This window comes from Burkholderia sp. Ax-1720, assembly GCF_011753035.1.
Lineage (GTDB): Bacteria > Pseudomonadota > Gammaproteobacteria > Burkholderiales > Burkholderiaceae > Burkholderia > Burkholderia gladioli.
Genome location: NZ_VWWK01000050.1, coordinates 12,927 through 29,618, shown reverse-complemented (window position 1 = coordinate 29,618; position 16,692 = coordinate 12,927). Strand labels below are relative to the sequence as shown.

The following is a 16,692-nucleotide window of genomic DNA, read 5'->3' as shown; positions in this document are numbered from 1 at the left end:
CGCCTGATGATTCATGCGTCGACCACCAGGACCTGTCCGGTAATGAATCCGTCGACGCAACGCTCGAACGCCTTGCCCACCAACTTGCCGGGAACCGGCTGAAACCCGCGCAACATTTCGCCGTACACATCCATGGCCTCCTCGATCACGGTCGGATTGACGACGTTGATCCGGATCCCCCTGGGCAATTCGTGTGCAACGCATTGCACGAACGTATCGATTGCCCCGCTGGTGGTGGCGTCGGCGATCGACTGAGGCACCGGCTTCTTATTGTGAATGCCTGAAATCAGGGTAAAGGAACCGCCGTCCCTGATGTAGTCGAGACCGATATTGACGAGGTTGATTTGACCGACCATCTTGCTTTGAATCGTGGTCGCCCATTGATCGTCGGTCATGGTCTCGAACGGCGCATATTCGCAGTGCCCAACAGCATTGACGACGGCATCGAACTCACCGACGCTTTCAAACAATTCACGCAGCGAGCGCTTGCTGGTGATATCTACTCGATGCTGACATCCTCGGCCTGATCGACTCGCCGTGACCACCTTGTGTCGAGTGAGGCCGGTGAGCGCCGCCTGCCCGATTTTTCCTGATGCGCCGATCACGATAACCGTTTTCATGAATCTGTCCTGCGTGAGTGAAGGAAGCGCCATCCTAGAACTTGCGCGATACAATGAAAAACTGAGATTCGTTGTAACGGATACCAATTTTCATGATGGATAGAATCGACATCAAGCACATGCGGGCTTTCGTCAAGCTCGTCAAGGACAAGAATGTCTCAAGAGTGGCTGCCGAGGCCGGCCTGTCGCAACAAGCCGTGAGCGGATATCTCAAGAGGCTGAGGGAAACATTCAAGGACGAATTGTTCTTGCGACAAAGCAATGGTCTCAAGCCGACGGATTTTGCCTACGATCTTTGCCTGAAATTCGAACGAGTGCTGCGCGAGTTCGACACCATTTACCAAGCACTACCGTTCGACCCGAAGTCGATAAGCAATACGTTTACCGTCATCGCGAATGAATACGCGCAGCTGTCGTGCATCCCGCACGTGGCCCAATCGCTGGCCCGATCCGCGCCTGGCATGAAACTCCGGATCCTGGATTTCGATCGCGGCACGCATGCCGAAATGCTGTCTTCAGGGCAGGCGGATGTCCTGATCGGGTTCAGCGACCTGGTTGACGACAGGCTGATGCGCACGTCGATGAAAAAAGAGTGTTACACCTGCGTGGTCAGCGAAAAATCGTCAATCCCTCTCGAAACCGAATCCTTGATCGGCTTGTCGGCGTTCCCCCATGTCGGGATCGGCAATCATGCACACTCCCTGGACGACATGATCGACGACTTCTTCAGTCAGCAGGGCGTATCGAGAAACCTGATCGCCACGCTGCCGTGCTACACCGCAATACCGAGCTTTCTTTCGCTTAACGACGCTGTCGCCTTCATTCCTTCGGCCATCGCACATACGGCGAATTTCAGGTCGAGGCGATTCGATTTCCCAACGAAGACACTCGACGTGGTGCTGGCGTGGCATCGCAAGGTATCGGAGAACCCGCTTCACAAGTGGGCGATCGAGACGATCCTGAGCGTTGCGCCATGACGAAGCCGGCGACTCGCGGTCGTGCGTGAGTTATCGCCACGCCTTGATTCGAGCGGGATGAACCAAGGCGATCTGCATCGCATGAGCGGCCGACGCCGCCTCGCCCACGAAGCGGGCGCCGCCCGCCCAGCTAGGCGCCGCGTGCCAGCAATACGGCGTCCACCTCGATATCGAAGCCGACGAGGTTCGACTGGATCAGCGTCCGGGCTGGAGGTGGATCGCCGACATAAGCCGCGTAGATCGCATCGAAGGCCTTCGCATCCGAAAGATCCCTCAGGAATACACCGACCCGGACCGCGTCCTTCAGCGATGCCCCCGCCGCCTGGGCGGCGGCCTCGAGATTGTCCAGCGTCATGCGCGCCTGGACTTCGAAAGCCTTGTCGCCGTGGCGCAGGTTGTTCCTGTCTCGCGGGGTTTGCCCCGCGAGGAAGACCAGGCCGTTCGCTTCGACGGCTACGCTGTAGGTGCCGGCCGGCGGCGGCGTTCGTTCACTCGAAAATGCCTTGCAGCCTGTCATGAAAATTCTCCTTCGCCCTCAGGCACGATAACGCTCGACGAGTTGCGCGATCCGCTCGACGGCTCGCTGCGCGGCGGCATGATTCTGCGAGAAATTGAGCCGGATGCTGTCGTCGGCATGAGGGCTGAACTCGGTGCCCGGCGTGACCGTCACGCCGGCCTGATGGCGCAGGATGCGAACGAAATCATGCAGCGAGACTGACAAGGCGGGCAGACGCGGAAACAGGTAGCTGCCCGCCTCGGGACTCCGCACCGCCACGCCGCCGATCGCACGGAAGGAGCGAACCAAATCGTCACGGATCGCCTGATGCCTGGCGATGCGCTCCAGCATCCAGCCTTCGGGTTCCTCGAACCAGCCGTGCAGAACTGCCTGGCAATAGCCGGGCGCCCGCAGCGACACGATCGCCTGTAAGCTCTCCATGCGGTCCACCAGCGGCTTCGCACCGAAGGCGACACCCAGCCGATAGCCGCTGAGCGATTCCGTCTTGGACGGCCCCATGATGGTCACGACCCGGTCGGCCTCGATCCCCGAAGCACGCAGGTGCGTGTAGGTCGTGCCGGTATAGAGCAAGCGCGAGTAAAGCTGATCGACGATGACGGTGACGCCGTACCGATTGGCAAGCGCGGCGATCCGCTCGATCTCGCGCCGCGAATAGACCACGCCGGCGGGATTGTTCGGATTGGAAAACAGGAAGGTCTTGGCGCCGCCCTTGAATGCAGCCTCGAGTTGGTTCAGGTCCAGCCCGGCATCCGCGGTGCAATCGAGATAGTTCAGCGGCACGGGAACGATCTGGCCGCCGAAGAACGCCACCAGCTTCCGGTTCGCGAAGTAATCGGGGCACACGATGGCCACTTTGTCGCCGGCGGCAACCGTTGCGGCGATCGCCAGGAACAGCGCGCCTTGGGTGCCGGGCGTGATGATCAATTCGTCGGCGCCCGACACAGGGTGGCCCGTGAAGTCGCTCAGCCGGGCAGCCACGCTGTCGCGCAGCTCGGCGCCACCCCGGTATTCGGTGTAGGCTTGCGCACCGCCACGCTCGACGCCGCGAATGAATACATCCAGCGAGCCCGGCGTAGGCGCGAAGGCGCTTTCATTCACGTCGCCGTGCGAGAAATCCACCGGCGTGCCTGCCAGGCTGTCGCCGCGCAACAGCGACGCCAGCCCGAGTTCGTGTCGCCGCCCTTCCTGGCCTGGCGCATGCTCCGTGGCCAGCCCGGAAAACCTCTCTTCGATCGTGTTCATGTCATGACTCCATAGATGAATGATGCGAATCCGCCGCCAGCATGGCGAACCGATTCCGTTGATCTCTCGTGTACGGCGGCCACATCGCGGGAGGCCGCTGCCAGTTGCTTCGCTAGGCGATCGCTCGAATGAACAGTTGAGGATCGACATTGCCCCCCGAGGCCACCACCAGCGCCCGTCGGCCACCAAGCATCCCGGGGTCCGCCAGCAAGGACGCAACGCCAATCGCCCCCCCCGGTTCGACCGCGACACGGAAGTCCTCGAACAGGATGCGCATCGCCGTCAGCACGGCGGCGTCGTCGGCCGTGATGACCCCGCTCAGCCGCTGGCGATTGATCGAGAAAGGCAGCATGGCCGGCGTCGGCGCCAGCAGCGCATCGCAGAGGGAGGTCGCACCCGGCGGGTTCGTCTCACGCGTGCCGGACCGAAGCGAGCGGCGCGTGTCGTCGCAGCGCTCCGGTTCCGCCGCCCATAGCTGCGCGGTCGAATCGACGGCATCCGCGGCCAGGGCCGAGCCTGCGGCGAGCCCCCCGCCGCCGCATGGGACGACGATCACGTCGATGGCGTCGGCAGGCAGCGCACGGAGCGCCTCGAACACCGCCGTGCCCTGTCCGGCAATCACATGAGGATGATCGCCCGGGGGAATGAGCGCGTAGCCGCCCGAGGCGCCGAGCCGTTCGGAAATCGCCTCGCGGCTTTCCGTATTCCGGTCGTACAGGACGACGGTAGCGCCTTGCACCCGTGCCTTCTCCATCTTGATCCGTGGCGCGTCGGACGGCATCACCACGGTGACCGGGATGTCGAGAAGCTTGCCGACCGTGGCGACAGCCTGGCCATGATTGCCCGTCGAGTAGGCGAGCACGCCTCGTGGGTAGCGTCCGCGGTCGAGACGCGACATGCTGTTGTAGGCCCCGCGGAACTTGAAGGCCCCGGTACGCTGGAGACTCTCCATCTTGACCAGAACCGTGCCTCCGGCGAGTGCGTTCAGTCGTTCCGATTGCAGGAGAGGGGTCTGGATGGCGATATCGCGCAAGCGCTCGGCCGCGTCGATCACGTCAGCGGGGGTGGGAGCGAGCAAGTCGGAAAATTCGGTGATTTGAGCTGTCATGGTCGAGATGAAGCGAGGTCGAACTGAGTGGTCGTGCACGGAAACGCTCGCTCGGCGTCAATCGTGCAGGACCTTGGAAAGAAATTCCCTGGCCCGCGCCGAGCGAGGCGCATCGAAGAACTGCCGGGTGGGGACGTCCTCGACGATGCGTCCTCGATCCATGAAGATCACTCGGTTCGAGACGCGTCGAGCAAAACCCATCTCGTGAGTGACGATGACCATCGTCATGCCCTCGCGGGCCAGCTCCGACATCAGGTCGAGGACTTCGCGAACCATTTCCGGATCGAGAGCCGAGGTCGGTTCGTCGAACAGCATCGCCGCCGGGTCCATGCTCAGCGCCCGGGCGATCGCCACGCGCTGCTGCTGTCCGCCGGACAGCGCGGCAGGATATTTGTCCGCATGGCCGTTCAGGCCCACGCGGGATAGCAGTTGCAGGCCCCTGCGGGCCGCTTCGTCACGGCCTCGGCCGAGCACCTTGCGCTGCCCCAGGATCAGGTTTTCGAGGATCGACAGATGCGGAAACAGCTCGAAATGCTGGAACACCATCCCGAGCCGGGCACGCAGTTTCGGCAGGCAAATACCTTTCGCCCCGATGTCGATGTCATCGAAAAAGATATGGCCGCTGCCGAAGGCCTCTAGCGCGTTAATGCATTTGATCAAGGTCGATTTCCCCGATCCCGAAGGACCGCAGACGACCACCACCTCTCCTTTCTCGATGTGGGTGGAGCAATCGTCGAGAACCTTGAAATTTCCGTATTGCTTCGAAACGTGGTCGATGCGGATCATGGTCCGGCAACTCCTCTTCAGTGGATGGCGAGACGCTGTTGAAGCCGGTGCACGCCCTTGGTACACAGAAAACTGGTGGCGAAGTAGACCAGCGCCACGAACAGGTACATCTCGACCAGGCTGTTCTGCTGCTGCGCGATCTGCGTGGCGGCGCCGACGAAGTCGGTCAACGACAGGACATAGACGAGCGAGACGTCCTGAAACAGCACGATGGCTTGCAGGATCAGGATCGGCGTGGTGTGCCGGATCGCTTGCGGCAGGATCACCGAGGCGAGGACCTGGACGCCGTTCAGGCCCAGCGCGCGTGCCGCCGCGGCTTGACTATTCGGAATCGCCAGCACGCCGGCTCGAATGATTTCGCAGTAGTAGCAGGCCTCGAACAGGCTGAAGGTCGCGAAGGCCGAGACATAGGCATTCACCTGCACGGGATTCGAGGCCCCGGTCAGCCATGCCACCGCATAGGGACTGAGGAAGTAGACCCAGAATATGACGAGGATCAGCGGGATCGAGCGAACCAGATTCACATAGCTCGCCACCAGCCACCGCGCCCATCGCGGCCCGTACAGCCGAATCACGGCGAGCACCGCACCCAGCATGAAACCCGTCGACGCGCACGAGACCGTCAGCTTGAGCGTCAGCCCGAATCCGTCGACCAGCAGATACGACAGGTTGGAGGTGATCGCACCGATATTCACGAGGCTCATGGCAGGGCCTCCCGGATCGACGTGACGCGAGCGGCTTGTGCCTTGCGATGCCGCTGCCCGGCTGCTATGCACCGCATCGCCCCGATGAGGAGAAGGTTGATCAAAAGATAACCCGCGGTGGCCGCCGAAAATGCCTCGAAAGTATGGAACGTGGTTTCCTGCATCTCCCTGGCCCGCGCCGTCAACTCCATCAATCCGATCGTCATGCCGATGGACGTGTTCTTGACCAGATTCACCAGCTCGGACGTGAGCGGTGGAATCATCAGGCGGGCAGCCTGGGGCAGGATGATCAGGCGAAACGCGCCACCCCCCGTCAAGCCGAGCGCCAAGCCCGCCATGCCTTGCCCGCCGGGGAGCGCCGCGATGGCGGCGCGAGTCTGCTCGGCCACGCGTGCCGCGGTATACAGGCCGATCGCGATCGACGCCGTGACGAACGAACCGTATTCCAGGCCTTTTATCCAGGCACCGAGTGCATGAGGCAGCAACTCGGGCACCACGAAATACCAGAGAAACACCTGGACCAGCAGCGGGATGTCCCGGAACAACTCGACGTAACTCGCGCCCGCGTACTGCCCGAGGCGATTCGTCGATGTCCTCAGCAATCCAACGGTAACGCCCACGGACAGTGCGATGAGGGCAGCGACGAGTGCCGTCGCGACGGTCCAGCCCGCGCCGCGCAGCAGTTGGTCGGCATAGCTCGAGATGCCGTCGCCCGAAATGTCGTGGAAGGCGCTCCAGCTCCATTGATAATTCATGTCTGCTCCACTTGATGTTTCGACCGGCCTACCCCGGCGCCGGTCGACGATGCGCTTAACCCGCGCCGCTCAACCCGGAATCGCATCTACCTGGAATATGCGTTGTGCGGATTGATCGAGGCTCATGCCGATCTGCGAAAACCACTTCACGTAAAGCTCGGCGGCATGGCCCGACCTGAAGTTCTCGGCCAGGGTTGCATTGATGACGGCCAGCAGGGCGGAGTTGTTGGGGGCCACCACGATCCCGTAGGGCAGGTACGAGAGGGCCCTGCCGCCAACGCGGAATGCGCCGGCGTCATTTGCACGCTTCTTCAGGCCGTACAGAATCACGTTGTCGGACAGGTAGGCATCGGCACGCCCCGTACTCACCGCCAGGAAACCCTCGGCCTGATCCTTGACGAGAACCAGGCGGATATTCAGCTTCTTTTGCGCATCCAGTGATTGCGCGAGGGCCGCATTGGTCGACCCGGCAGGCACCGCCAACGCCTTGCCGGCAAGATCCTCGAATTCCCGGATTTTCGAATCGGCCTTGACGAGCAGCTGGTCCGCCGCGGCGGCCGTCACGAACGAGAAATCGACCTGGGCCGCGCGCTTGAGCGTATGCACCGTCGAACCGCACTCCATGTCGATGCTGCCGTTCTGCAGCAAGGGAATGATCGTGCTCAGGTCGACCGGCACGAAGCGGACCTTCAGGTCCGGCCGTCCCAGTTGACGCTTGAGCGATGCCACGACGGCCAGGCAGAGATCGATCGAATATCCGACTGGCTTCTGGTTCGCATCGAGGTAGGAGAAAGGAATGCTCGACTGCCGAAAACCGAGCACCACCTCATCGTGAGCCTTGATGCGTGCCATCGCCGAATCTGCGGTCTGGGCGCGGGCTGGCAAGACGCCGCACGACAGAAGCAGGCAGATCGTGCCGAGCATGCGGGCCCAATGGACAGGAAGTACGAAAGGACGGTTCATGGCGCCTGTCTCCTAGTTCCCGGTGGAGATCGACAGCTGCGTGTGGTGCTGGACAGCCAGCTCCTGGAGCGTATCGAAGGTGACATCGGGGACCGCTCCCTTGGCATCTTCCGGGCGCGACCCCAGGCTACGCCCCGGACGTTTGATCCATGCGCAATGGATGCCGAGATCGTTGGCGGGAATGACGTCGGCGCGCAAGCTCTGGCCGACATGCAGGATCTCTCCCCGCTCGATTCCGAGCGCCTCGAAGTGCTTGAATGCGGCCTGAAAATGGTTGTGATCCGGCTTGTAGGCCTCCACCGTTTCGGCGGTGGCGATGACATCGGCCTCCAGATTGAGCTTGCGGGTCGAGAATGCCAGCGAGTGGTTGTCGATGTTGCTCAACAGCCCAATCTTGAAGTGCGAGTGCAAGTACGCCAGCGACTCCTTCGCGTCCGGAAAGGCGGGCCACAACATCACGGAATTGGCAAACACTTCGCGCTCCGAATCACTGGCGGGGATGCCATAACGCCCGCAGAACTCGTCGTAGGCCCGGCGCAGCACGTCCGGATACAGCAAGGCGGGTCGGATGCGCTGCAGTTGCGCCCGCGCGCGGTCGAACTCCAGCAGCAGTTGCTCACGCGACAGTTCGACGTGGTATTGGTCGGCCACACTCTGGAACATCGAGATGATGGTCGGCTCCCAGTCAATCAGGGTCCCGTACACGTCGAACGTCAGGGCTTTGAATCGGGTCAGGTCAAGTGCCATGTTAGCTCCGTAAATTATCGATAATCGTTAATCGACAAACGGTAAACTAGACCTCGCCGGAATGTGTGTCAAGATATCGACGTCGTCACTTCCGCTACGTAAAAACCCCTATGGATCAACTCACATCCCTGGCCAATTCCATCCAGGAGAAGCGCCAGCCGATCTCCAGCATGGTGGCGGACGCCCTGCGCGAAGCGATTTTCCGGGCGGTGCTGAAGCAGGGCGAATCCCTGCGGCAAGACGCGATCGCGAAACAGTTCGGCGTCAGCCAGGTCACGGTCCGGGAGGCGTTCCGCCTGCTCGCGGAAGAAGGCATCGTCGAGATCGTTCCGCGCCGCGGCGCGGTGGTGGCATCGCTATCGCCAGCGGATGTGGAGGAGATCGTCGAGTTGCGGGTAGCGCTCGAGACCCTGCTCGTGGCGCGGGCGATTCCGCGCCTGGACGACGAGGATTTCTCGGCGGTGGAAAAAATCGTCCGAAAGCTCGACAAGACTCGAACGATGGATGAACAACTCGCCCTGAACGTGGATTTCCATGCGCGCCTGTACGCAAGGGCAGAGCGGCCGCGCACCTTGGCAACGCTGGAGAAGCTGCGGCTAGCATTCGAGCCCTACCTGCGACTGCTGTGGGCCAGGTCTGACTACAAATCACACTCCCAGGACGATCATAGGAAGATCGTCGCCCTGTGCCGGGACCGAGACGTCGCCGGGGCCCAACAGGTCCTGGCCGCTCACATCGCGACAACCGGCCGGGAAATCGTGCATCTGCTGGGCAGCGATGCCGGCCAATGAGTCGGACAGCGCATGACGGCAGGCGCCTGCATCGGTACCGCTCCAATCCTTCCCATCTGCGAGAAGATAAAATTTATGCTCATTCGATAGCATAAAAATCGGCAACTGGCCCGCACGCGATTGCGCAGCCTGCGGTAAGGTGCCGACTGGATCGGCGCAGCAGCAGGGGTACCCGTGGCCTTCTATACACTGAGACAACTGAAGTATTTCGTGACGACGGTCGAGGCCGGCAGCGTGGCCGAGGCCTCGCGCCAGCTCTTCATCGCCCAGCCTTCGATCTCGAACGCGATCAAGGGCCTGGAGGAGAGCTTCGGCGTGAAGCTCTTCATCCGCCACCATGCGCAGGGCGTGTCGCTCACGCCGAGCGGCACGCGCTTCTATCGCAAGGCCCAGGAACTGCTGCGCATGGCGCACGAGTTCGAGCAGAATGCGCTGGCCGACAACGACGTGGTGACGGGGCAGATCGACATCGGCTGCTTCGAGACCGTGGCGCCCCTGTACCTGCCGCAACTGATCGCGGGCTTTCGCGAGCTGTACCCCGGCGTCAACATCCGGATCCGCGACGGCGAGCAGCAGGAGCTGGTGCAGGGGCTCACCGCCGGCACCTTCGATGTCGCCTTCCTCTACGACCACGAACTCGACGGCACCATCGAGACCGAACCGCTGATGCCGGCGCAGAAGCCCTATGTGCTGCTGCCCGAGAATCATCGCTTCGCCGGGCAGTCTCAGGTGTCACTGCGCGACCTCAGCGTCGAGCCGATGATCCTGCTCGATGTGCAGCCGAGCCGTACCTACTTCGTGAGCCTGTTCCATGCGCTCGGCCTCACGCCCAACATCGTGTTCGGCTCGCCCTCGATCGAGATGGTGCGCGGCATGGTCGGCCAGGGCTTCGGCTTCTCGCTGCTGGTCACGCGCCCGCATTCGGAATGCACCTACGACGGCAAGAAGGTGGTGATGATCGACATCAGCGAACCGGTGGCGCGCTCGGGGCTGGTGAGCGCGCGGCTCAAGCGCGGGCAGTTGACCAAGCCGGCGCAGTTGTTCGTGGATTTCTGCCGGGAGCGGTTGACGGAGCTGAGTTCCGTGCCGCGGGGGTGAGGGGCGGTAACCAGTGCTTCGTCGGCAGGGAACTCGCCGCCCTCAGGAACGATGCGTCGACGAGCGTCGAAGTCGACCAATCCCCGTGCAGAGGGCAAACGAGAATACGAGGGAGATCGAAAAACTGATCAGTAATAATCCCGCTACGAAAATATCCTCGTTTTGTTCGCCGCCGGCTGAGCCCAAGGCGCGGAACAACGGCGCCAGGGTGTTCCACCCTTCGCCGCCGTTGCCGAACCACCGAGCCATCCAGGGAAGTGACGCAATCGATATCTGGACGGGAAGCGTAAGCAGAGCCGCGACAACAACGCGGGCAAATAATTTCATCGCACGATCACCTTGATACAGCCGTCTTGTTCAGCGCAAACGTGCATTCAACCGGCAGGACGCAACCTCGAATCAAGGAATGTATTCAGTCGTCGTGCCGTGATGACTCGCGACTCCATCGTGATGGACCATCATCGCGATAACGATGCCCACGAACAAGCCAGGTCGAGTTGCTTCAAATAGGCCGGATATGCGGTCGATCAATTCCGCGCCATGTTTCCGGATCGACGGTGCCGTCCTTCGAGTCTCTTGTCGCCGCCGGGACAAAACAGTTAGCATGAGCGCGCAATCCGAGCCGGGCAGGCCACCCGCCGACATGCCGCTCACCCGCATGCCGTTTCGATCCGGAGTCCTGCCGATCAACGCGCCGCAGAACATGGTCTGCCTCGGCACCGACACCTTCACGGCCCACCAGTTCGCGAAGGTCGGGATCGTGGTGACGGTGATCGGCTACCTGCTGCTGCTCGGCTTCGGCGCCACCTACTGGCGCTGGCTCGGCTGGCTCAGAGCCGCGATCGCGCCGGGCCTGCATCCACCAGCCACCACGAGGAACCGAGATGCGCATTCCGCTCCACGACGCCACCGACTTCGGCAAGCGCCTGCTGCTCGCGCTGCGGGTGCCCGAGGATATCGCCGAGGACACCGCCCGCCACCTGGTGGAAGCCGATCGCGTCGGCTACGCGAGCCACGGCCTGTCGATCCTGCCGAGCTACCGCAAGGTGCTGGAGGACGGCCAGGTCGATCCGGCCGGCCGCCCCAGCGTGCTGACCGACCATGGCAACCTGCTGCTGTTCGAGGGCAATCGCGGCCTGGGCCAGCACGTGGGCCGCGTGGTGGTGGAACAGGCGAAGGCGCGCGCCTTCGACAAGGGCGTGTGCATCCTGACGCTGCGCAACAGCCATCACCTGGGGCGCATGGGCCATTACGGCGAAATGTGCGCGCACGACGGGCTGGTGTTCATGGCCTTCACCAACGTCACCAACCGCGCGCCGATGGTGGCGCCGTTCGGCGGCGCCGAGGCGCGCCTCACCACCAACCCGCTCTGCTTCGCGGGGCCCCTGCCGGACAACCGCCCGCCGCTGATCGTCGACATGGCCACCAGCGCGATCGCCATGAACAAGACGCGCGTGCTGGCCACCGAGGGGCGCGAGGCGCCGCCGGGCTCGCTGATCGACAGCGAGGGCCATCCCACCAACGATCCGAACGTGCTGTTCGCCGATCCGCCCGGCGCGCTGCTGCCGTTCGGAGCCCACAAGGGTTATGCGCTCGGCATCGTCGCCGAGCTGCTGGCCGGCGTGCTGTCGGGCGGCGGCACGATCCAGCCCGAGAACCCGCGCCGCGGCATGGTCACCAACAACATGTTCGCGATCGTGCTCAATCCGCAGGTCGATTTCTCGGCGAGCTGGCGCTCGCACGAAGTGGGCGCCTTCATCGACTACCTGGGCTCCTGCCCGCCGCAGCCCGGCGTCGATCGCGTGCAGTACCCCGGCGAATACGAGGCCGACAATCGCCGCAGGCATCACGACCATGTCGAGCTGACCACGCCGATCTGGGCCACGCTGGAGCAAATGGCCGGGGAGCTCGGCGTGAGCGTGCCGCCCACCCAAGCCTGAGGATCCGCTCGACCAAGGCAGACGGCCCGCATTCGCATGCGGGCCGTTCGTCGTTTCAGGCCGTCGTCAGGTGCTCGACCAAACGGGCCAGCATCGCGTCGCAGCGTTGCAACTGCTCGAGGCTGACGAACTCGTCGGGCTTGTGCCCCTGGTCCATGCTGCCGGGGCCGCAAACCACGGTCGGGATCCCGGCGCGCTCGAACAGGCCGCCCTCGGTGCCGAACGCCACCGTGCCGAACTCGGTCGAGCCCGACAGCAGCGCCAGCAGTCGAGCGGCCTCGCTGTCCGGCGAGGTGGCCAGCCCCGGATACGCGCTCAGCGGCTGGAAGCGGATATCCGTATCGGGCTGCACCGCCTGCATCCTCGGCAGCAGCTCGGCGTCGGCATAGGCGCGCAGATCGTCGGCCACTTCCTGCGCGTCGTAGTCGGGCAGCGCGCGCACCTCGAAATCGAACTCGCATTCGGCCGGCACGATGTTCAGCGCGCGGCCGCCCTTGATCACGCCCGTCTGCACGGTCGAGAACGGCGGATCGAAACGCGCGTCGTGATGCTCGGGCTCGGCCAGGCGACGGCCGATCTCGCCGAGCTGGCCGATCAGCCGGGCCGCGTATTCGATCGCGTTGACGCCATACGGCGCATAGGCGGAATGGCAGGCGGCGCCCTTCACGTGGCAGCGCATCGCCAGCTTGCCCTTGTGGCCCAGCACCGGCTTCAGCTCGGTCGGCTCGCCGATCAGGCACAGGCGCGGGCGCGGCTCGCGCCGCTCGAGCTCGGCCAGCATCGGCCGAACGCCGAGGCAGCCGACCTCCTCGTCGTACGAGAAGGCCAGATGCACGGGCATCGAGAGTTCGTGCGCGCGCTCGACGAAGGCAGGCACGGCCGCCAGCACCGAGGCGAGGAAGCCCTTCATGTCGGCCGTGCCGCGCCCATACAGCTTGCCGTCGTGCTCGCTCATGCGGAACGGCTCGACGCTCCAGGCCTGGCCGTCCACCGGCACCACGTCGGTATGGCCCGACAGCACCACGCCGCCGCGATCGCGCGGGCCGATGGTGGCGAACAGGTTCGCCTTGCTGCGCTCGTCGTTGTAGAACAGCTCGCTCTCGACGCCGAAACTCGTCAGGTAGTCGCGGATGAACTCGATCAGCGCCAGGTTCGAATCGCGGCTGACAGTGGCGAAGCCGATCAGCTTTCCGAGCAGCTCGCGGCTGCCGAGGCGGCCCGCCGCAGCGGGCATGGAGGCGATCTCACTCATCGCCGGGCACGCCATAGCTCGGCGCCGCGGTCGGGTTGATCGCGCGCGTCAGGTAGTCGGCCATCTGCGGCTGGTAGGCCTGCCAGAGGCCGGCGAGCTGGCCGATCGGGTCTTGGTCGGCCCAATCCACGCGCAGGTCGATGATCGGCCAGACCACGTCGCCGACCACCTTGAGCGCCGCCGAATGCACCGGGCCGGCCTCGCCGCCCGCGGCCATCGCGGCCTGCATGGCGGCCAGCAGCCGGTCGGCGAGCGTGCCGGGCGCCTCCTCGAAGGCCGGCACCATCGCCTCGATCACCTTCTGGTGCGAGAGCAGGTTGCCGGCGGCCACGCACTGCTCGCCCGCCACGGCGTGATAGAGACCCAGCGATTCCTTGCCGCTGAACAGCGCCGTGCGGCCCTGGCCGTCGATCACCGTCACCTGGCGATACTTGCTCCAGCCGTTCGCCGACAGCGCGCGATCGAGCGCGGCGGCCGGATCGAGCTGGCCGGCCTCGAGCAGGTCGAGGATCTGCGGGCCCAGCGCCGGCAGCGTGACGTTCTGCGTGGCCACCGCGCCCACGCCCGCGCGCACCCAGGGGCAACGCGCGCCCACCGCGATGCTCGACGAGCTGATCGCGATGCCGAGCTGCCCGGTTTCCTGACATCGTCCGACGATCGAGAAAGTCATGTTCGGCTCCTTGGCCTGGTTCAGGCCGGTTGCGGCGTCCAGTTGTCGGGGATCACGGCGATCACGTCGATTTCCATCAGCCATTGCGGCTGGCCCAGGGCACTCACCACCAGCCCCGTCGAGATCGGAAACACGCCCTTCAACCACTTGCCCACTTCCTGGTAGACCGGCTCGCGATAGCGCGGGTCGATCAGGAAGGTGGTGGTCTTGACGATGTGCGAGAGGTCGCTGCCGGCTTCCTCCAGCAGTTGCTTGACGTTCTTCATGGCTTGCTCGGCCTGCGCGCGCGGGTCGCCCAGGCCCACCAGCCTGCCGTCGAAGTCGGTGCCGACCTGGCCTCGCACGTAGACGGTATTGCCGGCCCGCACGGCCTGGCACAGGTCGTTGTCGAGCGTCTGGTTCGGGTAGGTATCCTTGGTATTGAACATCCGGATACGGGTATGCGTCGGTTGGCTCATGGATGCACCTCGAAATCTTGATTCGAGAAGCCGCGCCGCGGCGGCTTCTTATGGGTCCGCGCTAAGCGTTCCCGCTCAGGCCGCGGCGGGCGGCGTCCAGTTGTCGGGGATCACCGCGATCACGTCGATCTCCATCAACCATTGCGGCTGGCCCAGGGCGCTCACCACCAGCCCCGTCGAGATCGGATGCACGCCCTTCAACCACTTGCCCACTTCCTGGTAGACCGGCTCGCGATAGCGCGGGTCGATCAGGTAGGTGGTGGTCTTGACGATGTGCGAGAGGTCGCTGCCGGCTTCCTCCAGCAATTGCTTGACGTTCTTCATCGCCTGCTCGGCCTGCGCCTGCGGATCGCCCAGGCCCACCAGCTTGCCGTCGAAATCGGTGCCGATCTGGCCGCGCACGTAGACGGTATTGCCGGCTCGCACGGCCTGGCACAGGTCGTTGTCGAGCGTCTGGTTCGGATAGGTGTCCTTGGTGTTGAACATCCGGATACGGGTATGCGTCGGCATCAGTTCACTCCCATTTCGCTGGTCTGGTTCCGGGCTTGCGCCTGGCTGGCGGCCGCGTCGGCCGGTTCAGCGGCTTCGCGCTGCGTGCTGTCGCGGTAGTCGAGGTACTTGCGCTGCGTCGCGATGTGATCGGCGACGTGCTTCGCGTCGTGCCAGACGCCCCAGATGAAGCTGGAGCCGCGGCGCGACTGCCACGGCAGGCCGAGGAAATAGATGCCCGGCTCGACCGACACGCCGCGCTGGTGGCGCGGCTTGCCCTTCGCGTCGAAAGCGTCGACCTGCAGCCAGCGGTAGTCGGTGGCGTAGCCGGTGGCCCAGATGATCGAGGTGACGCCGGCCGCGGCGAGATCGAGTTCCAGGCGCGGCTCGCTCAGGCAGGCGGGATCGGCGGGAATCGCTCGCGCCTGAGGTTCTTCCGGCAGGTCGAGGCCGTTGCGCTCGATATAGGCGTCGGCCTCGTCGAGCAGCGACAGGTAGTTCTCGTCGCCGCGCGCGATGTTGGCGACCAGGTCGTCCTGGAAGGTGACGACATTGCCCTCGAAGGACTTCGTCAGGCCGACCAGGTTCACGCCCTGGTGCGCGAGACGGCGGAAATCGACGGTATGGCCGCCGCGCGCGCCGCTCACGGCGATCGTCACGTGCTCGCGGCCCGGCACGGCCGCCTCGGCGTCCCACTTGCCGAGCACGCCCAGCCACCAGCAGAAGTCGCGGTTGCGATAGGCGCGCGGCGGACGATCATGCGGGCCGACCGACAGATAGACGTCGCGGCCGGCGCGCTGCAGTTCGTCGGCGATCTGCACGCCCGAGGAACCGGCGCCCACCACCAGCACGCCGCCCGCCGGCAGTTGCGCCGGGTTGTGATAGTCGGCCGAGTGGATCTGCGTGAGCGAGCTGGCTTGCGGCGCGATCGGCGGAATCACCGGGATCTGGAACGGGCCGGTGGCCACCACCACGCGGCTCGCCTCGATGGTGCCGTCGCTGGTCTCGACCGTGAAGCCGGGGCGACCCGCGTTGCGCGCCACCTTGGTCACCTCCACGCCGGTGCGGATCGGCGCCTGGAATTTCTTCGCATAGGCCTCGAAATAGTCGGCCACGCGGTCCTTCGACGCGAACGCGTCCGGATCGAGCTCCTCGAATTCGAGCCCGGGGAAGCGGTCGTGCCAGGCCGGACCGTTCGCCACCAGCGAATCCCAGCGGCCGGTGCGCCAGCGCTCGGCGATCCGGTCGCGCTCGAGCACCAGATGCGGCACGCCGAGCCGGCCCAGATGTTCGCTCATCGCGACGCCGGCCTGCCCGGCGCCCACCACGAGCGTGTCTACGACTGTTTTCCCGACTGTCATCTCGAGTTCCTCTGAAAGCGGTTCAGGCTGTTGTTTCGTTGTCGCCCACGGCATGGCCGCGCGCGCAAAGGCATGAATCGAATTCTGTTCAGAGAAAACGAATAGCGAAATGATGTTTTTTGTGGTCGCTGGCTAGGAAAAAGCTGGTGGGGCGCCGAAGCCCGCCAGGCTTGGGAGAAGGCGTGCCAAAAAGTCTCGGCGCAGGGTTTTTCTG

20 protein-coding genes and 1 pseudogene are annotated in these 16,692 nt (G+C 64.1%); 5 read left to right on the top strand and 16 right to left on the bottom strand.

The features are described 5' to 3' along the window. Window positions 1-11: 11 nt before the first annotated feature. A complete protein-coding gene (locus F3J18_RS16780; RefSeq protein WP_166913404.1) occupies window positions 12-620 on the bottom strand; it encodes a short chain dehydrogenase in 609 nt (202 codons plus the stop codon). A 92-nt stretch (window positions 621-712) separates the two neighbouring features. Between F3J18_RS16780 and F3J18_RS16775 the strand changes: the two genes are divergently transcribed. Further along, a complete protein-coding gene (locus tag F3J18_RS16775) occupies window positions 713-1,597 on the top strand; it encodes a LysR family transcriptional regulator (protein WP_166913403.1) in 885 nt (294 codons plus the stop codon). A 130-nt stretch (window positions 1,598-1,727) separates the two neighbouring features. On the opposite strand, the gene F3J18_RS16770 is transcribed toward F3J18_RS16775, so the two are convergent. The 8 genes from F3J18_RS16770 to F3J18_RS16735 form a co-directional block, all read right to left on the bottom strand. After that, window positions 1,728-2,114, bottom strand: coding sequence for a RidA family protein (locus F3J18_RS16770; RefSeq protein WP_166913402.1), 387 nt, complete (start codon window positions 2,112-2,114; stop codon window positions 1,728-1,730). 18 nt (window positions 2,115-2,132) lie between these two features. Beyond that, window positions 2,133-3,356, bottom strand: a complete 1,224-nt coding sequence (locus F3J18_RS16765) for a pyridoxal phosphate-dependent aminotransferase (RefSeq protein WP_166913401.1) — start codon at window positions 3,354-3,356, stop codon at window positions 2,133-2,135. A gap of 112 nt (window positions 3,357-3,468) precedes the next feature. Then, window positions 3,469-4,464, bottom strand: a complete 996-nt coding sequence (locus F3J18_RS16760; protein WP_205195452.1) for a threonine/serine dehydratase — start codon at window positions 4,462-4,464, stop codon at window positions 3,469-3,471. Between the two features lie 57 nt (window positions 4,465-4,521). Then, window positions 4,522-5,250, bottom strand: coding sequence for an amino acid ABC transporter ATP-binding protein (locus F3J18_RS16755; protein ID WP_166913400.1), 729 nt, complete (start codon window positions 5,248-5,250; stop codon window positions 4,522-4,524). A 17-nt stretch (window positions 5,251-5,267) separates the two neighbouring features. Continuing rightward, window positions 5,268-5,954 (bottom strand): amino acid ABC transporter permease, encoded by a 687-nt coding sequence (locus tag F3J18_RS16750; protein ID WP_166913399.1) that lies wholly within the window; start codon window positions 5,952-5,954, stop codon window positions 5,268-5,270. Next, the gene (locus F3J18_RS16745) at window positions 5,951-6,709 is read right to left on the bottom strand and encodes an amino acid ABC transporter permease (protein ID WP_166913398.1); all 759 of its coding nucleotides are present in this window, start codon (window positions 6,707-6,709) and stop codon (window positions 5,951-5,953) included. Before F3J18_RS16745 ends, F3J18_RS16750 begins: the two co-directional genes overlap by 4 nt. 69 nt (window positions 6,710-6,778) lie before the next feature. Beyond that, window positions 6,779-7,672 carry an amino acid ABC transporter substrate-binding protein gene (locus tag F3J18_RS16740; RefSeq protein WP_166913397.1) on the bottom strand — a complete coding sequence of 298 codons (894 nt, stop codon included), beginning with the start codon at window positions 7,670-7,672 and terminating at the stop codon, window positions 6,779-6,781. Window positions 7,673-7,684: 12 nt separating this feature from the next. After that, complete coding sequence (locus tag F3J18_RS16735) at window positions 7,685-8,419, bottom strand: HAD hydrolase-like protein (protein WP_166913396.1); 735 nt, start codon at window positions 8,417-8,419, stop codon at window positions 7,685-7,687. A gap of 110 nt (window positions 8,420-8,529) precedes the next feature. Between F3J18_RS16735 and F3J18_RS16730 the strand changes: the two genes are divergently transcribed. Next, on the top strand, window positions 8,530-9,210 hold the full coding sequence (locus F3J18_RS16730; RefSeq protein ID WP_166913395.1) for a GntR family transcriptional regulator: 681 nt from the start codon (window positions 8,530-8,532) through the stop codon (window positions 9,208-9,210). A 174-nt stretch (window positions 9,211-9,384) separates the two neighbouring features. Continuing rightward, the gene (locus tag F3J18_RS16725; RefSeq protein WP_166913394.1) at window positions 9,385-10,308 is read left to right on the top strand and encodes a LysR family transcriptional regulator; all 924 of its coding nucleotides are present in this window, start codon (window positions 9,385-9,387) and stop codon (window positions 10,306-10,308) included. A gap of 42 nt (window positions 10,309-10,350) precedes the next feature. On the opposite strand, the gene F3J18_RS16720 is transcribed toward F3J18_RS16725, so the two are convergent. After that, window positions 10,351-10,635 (bottom strand): hypothetical protein, encoded by a 285-nt coding sequence (locus F3J18_RS16720; RefSeq protein WP_081060875.1) that lies wholly within the window; start codon window positions 10,633-10,635, stop codon window positions 10,351-10,353. 72 nt (window positions 10,636-10,707) lie between these two features. After that, the gene (locus F3J18_RS16715) at window positions 10,708-11,040 is read right to left on the bottom strand and encodes a hypothetical protein (protein ID WP_152554450.1); all 333 of its coding nucleotides are present in this window, start codon (window positions 11,038-11,040) and stop codon (window positions 10,708-10,710) included. Between F3J18_RS16715 and F3J18_RS16710 the strand changes: the two are divergent. Together F3J18_RS16710 and F3J18_RS16705 are read left to right on the top strand one after the other, a co-directional pair. Next, a pseudogene (locus F3J18_RS16710) lies at window positions 10,985-11,140 on the top strand (anion permease); the annotation flags it as partial. The gene F3J18_RS16715 and the pseudogene F3J18_RS16710 sit on opposite strands and share 56 nt — an antisense overlap. A gap of 52 nt (window positions 11,141-11,192) precedes the next feature. After that, window positions 11,193-12,248 (top strand): Ldh family oxidoreductase, encoded by a 1,056-nt coding sequence (locus F3J18_RS16705; RefSeq protein WP_025099974.1) that lies wholly within the window; start codon window positions 11,193-11,195, stop codon window positions 12,246-12,248. Between the two features lie 55 nt (window positions 12,249-12,303). On the opposite strand, the gene argE is transcribed toward F3J18_RS16705, so the two are convergent. The 5 genes from argE to F3J18_RS16680 form a co-directional block, all read right to left on the bottom strand. Then, a complete protein-coding gene (gene argE / locus F3J18_RS16700) occupies window positions 12,304-13,500 on the bottom strand; it encodes an acetylornithine deacetylase (protein WP_230678028.1) in 1,197 nt (398 codons plus the stop codon). Next, the gene (locus F3J18_RS16695) at window positions 13,493-14,170 is read right to left on the bottom strand and encodes a DUF1028 domain-containing protein (RefSeq protein WP_166913393.1); all 678 of its coding nucleotides are present in this window, start codon (window positions 14,168-14,170) and stop codon (window positions 13,493-13,495) included. Before F3J18_RS16695 ends, argE begins: the two co-directional genes overlap by 8 nt. A 20-nt stretch (window positions 14,171-14,190) precedes the next feature. Beyond that, window positions 14,191-14,628, bottom strand: a complete 438-nt coding sequence (locus tag F3J18_RS16690) for a RidA family protein (protein WP_166913392.1) — start codon at window positions 14,626-14,628, stop codon at window positions 14,191-14,193. Between the two features lie 75 nt (window positions 14,629-14,703). Then, window positions 14,704-15,138, bottom strand: a complete 435-nt coding sequence (locus F3J18_RS16685) for a RidA family protein (RefSeq protein WP_025099971.1) — start codon at window positions 15,136-15,138, stop codon at window positions 14,704-14,706. Beyond that, the gene (locus tag F3J18_RS16680) at window positions 15,138-16,478 is read right to left on the bottom strand and encodes an NAD(P)/FAD-dependent oxidoreductase (RefSeq protein WP_166913391.1); all 1,341 of its coding nucleotides are present in this window, start codon (window positions 16,476-16,478) and stop codon (window positions 15,138-15,140) included. The genes F3J18_RS16685 and F3J18_RS16680 overlap by 1 nt, the downstream gene beginning before the upstream one ends. Between the last annotated feature and the right edge of the window lie 214 nt (window positions 16,479-16,692).

Excerpts from the sequence above, each read along its gene's own strand:
- F3J18_RS16780 (WP_166913404.1), bottom strand. The coding sequence starts at position 620 with ATGAAAACGGTTATCGTGATCGGCGCATCAGGAAAAATCGGGCAGGCG.
- F3J18_RS16775 (WP_166913403.1), top strand. The coding sequence starts at position 713 with ATGATGGATAGAATCGACATCAAGCACATGCGGGCTTTCGTCAAGCTC.
- F3J18_RS16770 (WP_166913402.1), bottom strand. The coding sequence starts at position 2,114 with ATGACAGGCTGCAAGGCATTTTCGAGTGAACGAACGCCGCCGCCGGCC.
- F3J18_RS16765 (WP_166913401.1), bottom strand. The coding sequence starts at position 3,356 with ATGAACACGATCGAAGAGAGGTTTTCCGGGCTGGCCACGGAGCATGCG.
- F3J18_RS16760 (WP_205195452.1), bottom strand. The coding sequence starts at position 4,464 with ATGACAGCTCAAATCACCGAATTTTCCGACTTGCTCGCTCCCACCCCC.
- F3J18_RS16755 (WP_166913400.1), bottom strand. The coding sequence starts at position 5,250 with ATGATCCGCATCGACCACGTTTCGAAGCAATACGGAAATTTCAAGGTT.
- F3J18_RS16750 (WP_166913399.1), bottom strand. The coding sequence starts at position 5,954 with ATGAGCCTCGTGAATATCGGTGCGATCACCTCCAACCTGTCGTATCTG.
- F3J18_RS16745 (WP_166913398.1), bottom strand. The coding sequence starts at position 6,709 with ATGAATTATCAATGGAGCTGGAGCGCCTTCCACGACATTTCGGGCGAC.
- F3J18_RS16740 (WP_166913397.1), bottom strand. The coding sequence starts at position 7,672 with ATGAACCGTCCTTTCGTACTTCCTGTCCATTGGGCCCGCATGCTCGGC.
- F3J18_RS16735 (WP_166913396.1), bottom strand. The coding sequence starts at position 8,419 with ATGGCACTTGACCTGACCCGATTCAAAGCCCTGACGTTCGACGTGTAC.
- F3J18_RS16730 (WP_166913395.1), top strand. The coding sequence starts at position 8,530 with ATGGATCAACTCACATCCCTGGCCAATTCCATCCAGGAGAAGCGCCAG.
- F3J18_RS16720 (WP_081060875.1), bottom strand. The coding sequence starts at position 10,635 with ATGAAATTATTTGCCCGCGTTGTTGTCGCGGCTCTGCTTACGCTTCCC.
- F3J18_RS16705 (WP_025099974.1), top strand. The coding sequence starts at position 11,193 with ATGCGCATTCCGCTCCACGACGCCACCGACTTCGGCAAGCGCCTGCTG.
- argE (WP_230678028.1), bottom strand. The coding sequence starts at position 13,500 with ATGAGTGAGATCGCCTCCATGCCCGCTGCGGCGGGCCGCCTCGGCAGC.
- F3J18_RS16695 (WP_166913393.1), bottom strand. The coding sequence starts at position 14,170 with ATGACTTTCTCGATCGTCGGACGATGTCAGGAAACCGGGCAGCTCGGC.
- F3J18_RS16690 (WP_166913392.1), bottom strand. The coding sequence starts at position 14,628 with ATGAGCCAACCGACGCATACCCGTATCCGGATGTTCAATACCAAGGAT.
- F3J18_RS16685 (WP_025099971.1), bottom strand. The coding sequence starts at position 15,138 with ATGCCGACGCATACCCGTATCCGGATGTTCAACACCAAGGACACCTAT.
- F3J18_RS16680 (WP_166913391.1), bottom strand. The coding sequence starts at position 16,478 with ATGACAGTCGGGAAAACAGTCGTAGACACGCTCGTGGTGGGCGCCGGG.